General features: G+C 62.6%; 6 protein-coding genes. All 6 read right to left on the bottom strand.

Features of this window, described 5'->3' with window-relative positions:
* Positions 1-236, bottom strand: a 236-nt coding sequence (locus NN2_RS23585; RefSeq protein ID WP_063016023.1) for a WXG100 family type VII secretion target, incomplete at its 3' end; no start/stop codon positions are given.
* On the bottom strand, positions 237-551 hold the full coding sequence (locus NN2_RS23580) for a WXG100 family type VII secretion target (protein ID WP_169812442.1): 315 nt from the start codon (positions 549-551) through the stop codon (positions 237-239).
* 280 nt (positions 552-831) lie between these two features.
* The gene (locus tag NN2_RS23575; RefSeq protein WP_082857204.1) at positions 832-2,466 is read right to left on the bottom strand and encodes an exonuclease domain-containing protein; all 1,635 of its coding nucleotides are present in this window, start codon (positions 2,464-2,466) and stop codon (positions 832-834) included.
* Positions 2,463-3,062 carry a hypothetical protein gene (locus NN2_RS23570; RefSeq protein WP_063016021.1) on the bottom strand — a complete coding sequence of 200 codons (600 nt, stop codon included), beginning with the start codon at positions 3,060-3,062 and terminating at the stop codon, positions 2,463-2,465. Before NN2_RS23570 ends, NN2_RS23575 begins: the two co-directional genes overlap by 4 nt.
* A 94-nt stretch (positions 3,063-3,156) precedes the next feature.
* Positions 3,157-5,238 carry a GmrSD restriction endonuclease domain-containing protein gene (locus tag NN2_RS23565; protein ID WP_245658827.1) on the bottom strand — a complete coding sequence of 694 codons (2,082 nt, stop codon included), beginning with the start codon at positions 5,236-5,238 and terminating at the stop codon, positions 3,157-3,159.
* Positions 5,239-5,493: 255 nt separating this feature from the next.
* Complete coding sequence (locus NN2_RS23560; protein ID WP_156511431.1) at positions 5,494-6,783, bottom strand: hypothetical protein; 1,290 nt, start codon at positions 6,781-6,783, stop codon at positions 5,494-5,496.
* Positions 6,784-6,870 lie beyond the last annotated feature (87 nt).

The raw sequence follows: 6,870 nt of genomic DNA, 5'->3' as shown, positions 1-6,870 counted from the left end.
TCTAGCGCCTTCCGCAATTCACCCAGGGCGGTGTGCATTTCTGTTGCGCCCGTATCCCATTCAGCGCTGGCCTGTTGGTGCGTCTGTGCTGCCTGGCCGGTCCAGTCGATATGGAGATTCGTGACCTGTTTCCGGATGTCACTCAGGCGATCCTCGAGCCGCTTCTCGAAGTCGACTGCCTTATCGATCAGGTTCTGCATACCGACGAGGTCGACGCGATAGTTGCCGGGTTGCATCTACGCGTTCCCCGGGAACGTCGAGCCAATCGAGCCCGCGGATCCTTGGTCGGTGTCGTGCATCAGGCCCGCAGCCTGGTGTAGCGCGGTGGCGTCGTGTTCGAGGCCGGCGATAATCTGCCGTGCGCCTTCCTCCCACTCATCCCAGGCATCGCCGTGAGATCCGGACGCGGCGCCCTGCCATTCGCCTCCGACGAAGGTCCGCACCTCCTTCATCAGTGAATCCAACTCGTCGCGGAAGTCCTGAGCCGACTTGTCGAGCCAGTCAGCGGTCGCATGCACTTGCTCCGGGTTCACTCCCACCGAATTGCCCACGTCGCCTCCCCTTTGCATGTAGCCGTCAGACGTGCCGTCTGCACTATACGTGCCCAGCGTTGTCTTCTCCTGCGAAGTTTCCTGGGACAACAAATCCAGCCGTTATCGGTCGCGCAGGTGGGTATCGCGGCAGTGTCCTGGCCGAATTGCGTTGCCCCGCGGATGATTTCGATCTAACGACCGGATGGTGAACCGTCAGGGCTGCTTCCACCTGAACGGGAGACAGCGTCCTTAAGCGGCAAGAGGTGGGCTCGCAAAAGTCACAACACCACAATAGGATTCAGAGGACTGGCCGGACGGAGGCCGGATCGAACGCGAGGTCCGAGTGGTCCCCTACGACCTTCTTCGCCCTTGACTTGGCACGGGGTGTGCCGAGGCATGAGCGGCAGAGTTTGCTCCGCCTGCTCGCGGTCCACGTCGATCCGCACTTGTCGCACACGCACGCGAGGCCCACCATGCGCAACCGTGTCCCGTTCGCGTTTCGGCCCGAGCGCAAAGCGGCAACGAAGTCTTCGGCTGAAACAATGGGCTTCCCGTGCTTGTGTGCCGTCTTCGCTTTGCCGGACATCGTCGCCGGGTCCGCGGCGATCAGCACATCGACCGCCTTGGTCATGGACGGCGCGGGTGTCAGACCGTATTCGAGCGCGAGTTGCTCCAGTTCCTCGCGTGGACGACCGTCATCGCCGGTGAAGCACACAATGGTTCCCGCGCCCAGATCGACAGCGACGGACTCGGCGCGGTGCTGGTGTGTCCGCGCGGTGACCACCTCGGCGGGAAGACCCAGTAGCGCCGCGACCCGCAGAAGTCGGTCGATTTCGTCGTCGGTCACGACGGAGTCTTCGAGTGCCGCTTCTATTGCGGCACTGAGGAAGTGGGTGTGCGCGGCGTGCACTGCGGCGTCATCGAGCCCCAGGTCCGACGCGAGGCGTTGAAGCTCTGTCCGCTCCTCTGCTGTGAGCTGTAGATCGGCCAGAGCCTGGTCCAGCAGAATCTCGTAGGGCGCAACGTCCGCGGCGGTGCGCAGGCCCTGACTGATGTCGGCCAGGAAGGGGAGAGGTTGGGCGATCGATTCGCCGTGGCGGGCACAGACCCTGGCGCTGTGTGCCTTTCGATACCGGGTGGCAGCGGTGGGGGTCCCCGGCTCCGGGAAATGACCTGCGATGGCCTGCAGCAGGCCCGCGGTGGCACGCGCGTCCCCCAGTGCCCGGTGCTGGTTCTCGTGCTGGACGCCGTGTTCCAAGCAAGCGGCTGCCAGCTTGCAACGGGTCACCGCCAACGTGTCCAGACCCGAGCCCCACTGGACGTCGATGCCTGACCGCTCCAGTTCGAAACCCACCATTCGTGTGTCGAAGGGCCGGTTGTGCGCGACGACGATTGCGCCGTCGAGGAGCTCCGCCACTGCGTGCGCGATCTCCCCAAATGTGGGTGCGCCGGCGACGTCGGCCGCCGTAAGTCCATGGATCCATGTGGGGCCTACATCGCGCATCGGGTTGACGACGGTATCGAAGGTATTCGTGACTGTGCCCGAATGATCGAGGGTGAGCACGGTGATCTCCACGACCCGGTCCGAGTGCCGGAGGCCGGTCGTCTCCACATCCATCACCGCGAAACGTGGGGCTGTGCCGAGAAGCGAAGCCAGCTGCGGCGCAATGCCGGCCACCGGTCGAATGCTTGTTGATGCGCCGGCTCCGGGATCCAGCGGGGCCGGCGGGTGGTGAACTGCCGGCGGCTGTAGTACGTCGGTCCACAGGTGCCCGTCGAACCAACGATAGGGCGCTTCCTGCCACGGGTCGGGATACCAGCCCGGGGCGTTGGAAACGGCGTCGGTCCAGCGGAACCCATCGAACCAACGCAGCGGCGCATGACGTGAGGGGTCTGCATACCAGCCGGGTTGTGCGGCAGAGCCATTGCTCATTGTCGACGACTCCTCTCGTCAAGACCTGCCGGCCGCACGCGGTCACTGAACTCTGCCGGGAAGATCGCGATCGCCGGATTGTTCAGGTCTTCCGGCATGATCCACGGTGTTTCCCCGGTTCTCGGGTTGACCGTTCGGCGAAGCCGCTGCTCTTCGGTGAAGAGCCAAGCGGTCCAGACGTTCCCGACGTAGTTGGCGACTGCCAGCGCGCGAAAGCGGGGCTCGTCCTGCGCTGGGGCCGCAAGCTGTGGGACGGGCTGGAAAACCGGCACGACCAACTTCGACCGCTGGCGCCGGGAGTAGTCATCGACGGCTTGGCAGATGCGTTCCTGACAAGCGGTGGTCAATTTGATCAGATCGTCGAAAAGGTCGACCTCGACAGCATTCTCGGAACACGATTGCGGTGTGGTGCCTGCGGTCAGCACCACCGATCGACCGCTAACCAACCACTGGACCTTCGAGTCATGGTCCGGATCGTCGTGTGGAATCACCACAGCGTTGGTGTTGCGAACGATGATGGTGTCGGTGCGGCTGGTAAGCCACACCGCGGTAGCGTCAGCGGCGGGCTGTCTGTCGACAATGGCGAAGCCGAGCATCGGTCTCCGTTCGGGTCAGGTGATCTCCGGTTGGGCGCGCAGCACGCCGTCGAACGCTGCGGCGTTGAGGGGAACTGTCAGCGTGAGGCCGAGTTCATCTGGACGCGTCGAAGTCGTCCTCAGCAGCCTTCCGCAATTCCTCGAGTTGCGACACCGACAAACGCCTGGCGGTGTCTGCGCGACCTCCGGCCACGAATTCGAGACCTTCTTGTTCGAGAATCTCTTTGGGGCTATCCGTTCGGCCGGGCTCCACCCATCGGAATGAGGGGGAGACCTCGCCTTGCGATGTGAGGACGCGGTGGGCATTCGGCGCGGCTACCGTTGCCAACCGGTTCCCCAGCGGCTGGGCTGCTGTTCCCAGCACGGTGGCCACATCGCCGTAGGTGGTCCAGTGTCCTGCCGGTAGCAGGGCGAGCAGGCGGTTCATCGACTCCCACAGCGGGTTGTCGTCGCCGTTTGTCGCGAAATCGGTGAGCGGTCCGGGCCATGCTCCGATGATCAACTTGGCGAGTTCCCGCCCGCGCTCCTCGATTTGCTCGGGCCCCCATTCGGCAAAGGCCGCGATCGCTTGGTTCATCCGGATGCTGCTTGCTCCCAGCACATCTCGTTTGTGATCGAAGGGTTGGTTGCCGAGATTCTCGTTGTATCCGGTGAGCGTGAGGTTACCGAGCGTGTGGACATGGCTGTCGTGCAATTCATCGACGTTCTCGGACCCGTAGATCCCACCCAGTTCATTGCGCCACTGTGACGAGAGGGTCTGTGGCATAACGTGTTCGACGGTGAGCGATTTGGGATCGACTTGTTCTTTAGAGTTGAACAGCTGCTCGATCCAGATCAGCATCGTCTTACGATGTGCCGCGCGGCCGGTGGTGTACAGCGGTGAAGTCAGGATGGCCTCGGTCAGCTTCTCGTCGGTGGCGTAGTGCTTGCGCCCCGCTGAGAGATAGCGGTGTAGGGCCTCGTCGACCGGGAGCGACGCATCCAGGTCTTGCACTGCAGCAGGGAACAAGCGGTTCAGCCCCTGAGTGGCCCGCCCGACCAGGAACCGGCGCACCAGAAGCGATTCGACATACAGCAGTGCCCGGGCGATCTGTTCGGAGGTAGCGTCGCCGCGGTCGCGCAGAACGAGGAGGTGCAGAATCAGGGGTGCCGGGGTGATGGAATCCCACTCCGACAATCGCTTCAGGCGCTCGCCCACCGCAGCATCGGTTTCCTCGTCCGGATGCAGCATCAACCGGTAGAGCTTGCCGAGCGCGGCGATCCGACCTACTTCGGAGACGATTTCGTCCTCGGTTTCGAACCGGTCCAACCTGGCCTGTTGAGCTGCGAAAGTCTGTGTCTGTTTAACCTTCGCTGTGGTCTGCAATAGATCCAGCCAGAACAGGGACTCGAGTCGGTTATTGTTGCCCAGCGCATCCTGAAGGGGAAGCCACAGCGTGCGATAAACCTCCTCGCTGCGGGTCGGCATCCGCATGAACAGATAGTTGCGCAGCAGGTCGCCTTGCGTCAGATTCAGCCCGGTGTTGTTGAGGGACTGGAAAATGCGATGGACATTGTCACCGGGATGCGTACTGATCGACACCACTGACAGCCCCGACGTCACTGCATGCGCGATCTGTACTGCGTCATAGCCGAGATCCGGGTCCACCGGTTCCGCCAGTTGCGCACGGAAGAAGCGGTATGCCGCACCGACGTTGTCATCACCACCTGCGGTCGGAAGCCCATCGATGACCGCGGCGTACGAGGCGCGATCCATCTGCGTCGGTAGCAGTTTCAAGCGGTAGGGATCATCCTCGTATTGGTTGGTCAGTAGCTGGTTGTGAATGCGGTCCGTGTCACGACGAGCTTCCTTGTCCAGCTCGCGAAGGTGGTCGCGGATCGCTGCGAGCAGCAGCGTCAGGGTGGTGAGACGCTGCTGACCATCGACGACGAGGTATCGGGTAATCGACCCTGCGACGCTACCCGGAACCGGCGCCAGCACAACGGAACCGATGAAGTGTGTGGTTTCGACATCCTCGGCCCGGTCCTCGGCGAGCTGTGTAACATCACGCCACAATTCCTTGAAATTGTCCAGGCCCCACTGGTACGGCCGCTGATACAGCGGAACGAGGTACTGCGAGGTGCCTTCGAGTATCTTCTGCAGACTCGTTTCCTGTGCGGCGACCACGGTGGACATCTCCTTGGAAAGTGCGGCCGTGGACAGCGCCAACGAGCCGGAAAGTGATGTGGGTGCTGCCCCACGCGGACATCAACTCTGGCGCATATCGTCGGCGGGTGCGAGGTTGTTTCACAATGGCTGTTTTGTGGAACCTGTTGCGACAAGCAGAGTTTGACCGTCCAGTATGTTTCCGTTGGCATCGGTCACGCTCGGCATGACCGTCTGCTGTCGAAGGTGGATGGAGGGACGCGTGCGAGCGCTCCACCCCTTCGACTACTCGTCGGTGGCCAACGGGAGATTCTTTGGCTTACGCGGAACCTCGGCAGGCGGCGTGGCTGCAACTGGTTCGGGCGTGTCCGAGTCGTCCTTGGGTTCGACCCATCGTGCAACCGCAGTCGCGCCGGCGGACAGTTGCCGTCGGCCCGAATTGGCAGCAGCGACCGTGCGATCTCGAGCCAGTGACCAAGCTTCGCGGATGGTGGCGTTGTCAGCGCCTCCCCAGCTGCCGATCTGGAGTGCGCGGGCTTCGATGAACGAGTCGACCATGTGGCTCATCGCATCTCGGTTCTTCGTCAGCTTGCGCCCCGCGAGTTGCCGATGTACCTCCGTTACGCGCAGCACCGTATGGCGGTCGAGTACATCGCGTAGTCGGCTTGCCAAGTCATGGTCAGCCTCGAGGTGTTCGTTGAGGGTCGCGCGGGCGCTGGCCGCTGTTTGTTCAAGATACTCGCGCTCCGCGGACCGAACGCGCTCCAGCCTCAGGCGTTGCCACAAGTAGAGCGAATGCTGGGCGACGAGAAGTAGTTTCAGCGTTTCCTTCAGTCGTCCTTGGTGAACGGCTGATTCGAGCTGGTCGGCACGTTTGTCCGCGGAGTCGTCCGGGTTGAGCTGATCGGTGAGCAGCAAGGCATGCCGGCGCAGTCGCTCGACTCCGACCTCCAGGTCAGCACCGAGTGCGGCGATACTCGACCAATCGGTATCGGTGAGCGCGACGCCCGAGCCGAGCTCCTGAATGCGGCGTTGCAGGATGCGTCGGTGTCCGTATACGTCGCCGAGTCGTTGTGCGGAAGCCAGTCGGAGTACGTCATCGACCTTGTCCTCGATGTCGTCGAGACGTGCGATGATCCTTTCGGCGAACTGCTCGAGCGCCATCTGCACAGTCAATGCGGCGATGGCCGCCTGCCCGACTCCGGGTACCGCGGCTACTGGAGCAATCCTCGTGTTCGACAAGATCTTTCCCGACTCGGCTGAACGCACTGTCCGGTGGAAGGTGACCACCGTTCCGGGGCGCGGTCGTCCGGACTTCTCCCAAACGTCGGCCCCCGGGAGGTAGCGGGCCACAGGTTTGCCGGTGGCGAGAAGGGCGGTGGTGACTGAACTGAGCGTCGTGCCGATCTGCACCGCGGGCAGTTCGGCTACCTCGACGCGATTGTGTTGGTCCCACTCGTCGGCGAAATCCGTGAGTGCGTCATCGGTACCGATGATCAGTGCGCCGAACTCATCGGCGATCACTGCAATCTCAGAGGGATCCTGATCATCGGAACCTGTTGCGGTATCGGGCATTTGCGTTTGCGACCTTCTTGGCTCGGGTCTCTCATGGAATATATCGGGTCCCACCGACACATGGGCGCCGAAATGCTCTACGGTTTC

This window comes from Nocardia nova NBRC 15556 (assembly GCF_001613005.1).
In the GTDB taxonomy this organism is placed as follows: Bacteria; Actinomycetota; Actinomycetes; order Mycobacteriales; family Mycobacteriaceae; genus Nocardia; species Nocardia nova.
Note: the sequence above shows the minus strand (reverse complement) of the source record. Positions and strands in the feature narration are given on the sequence as shown.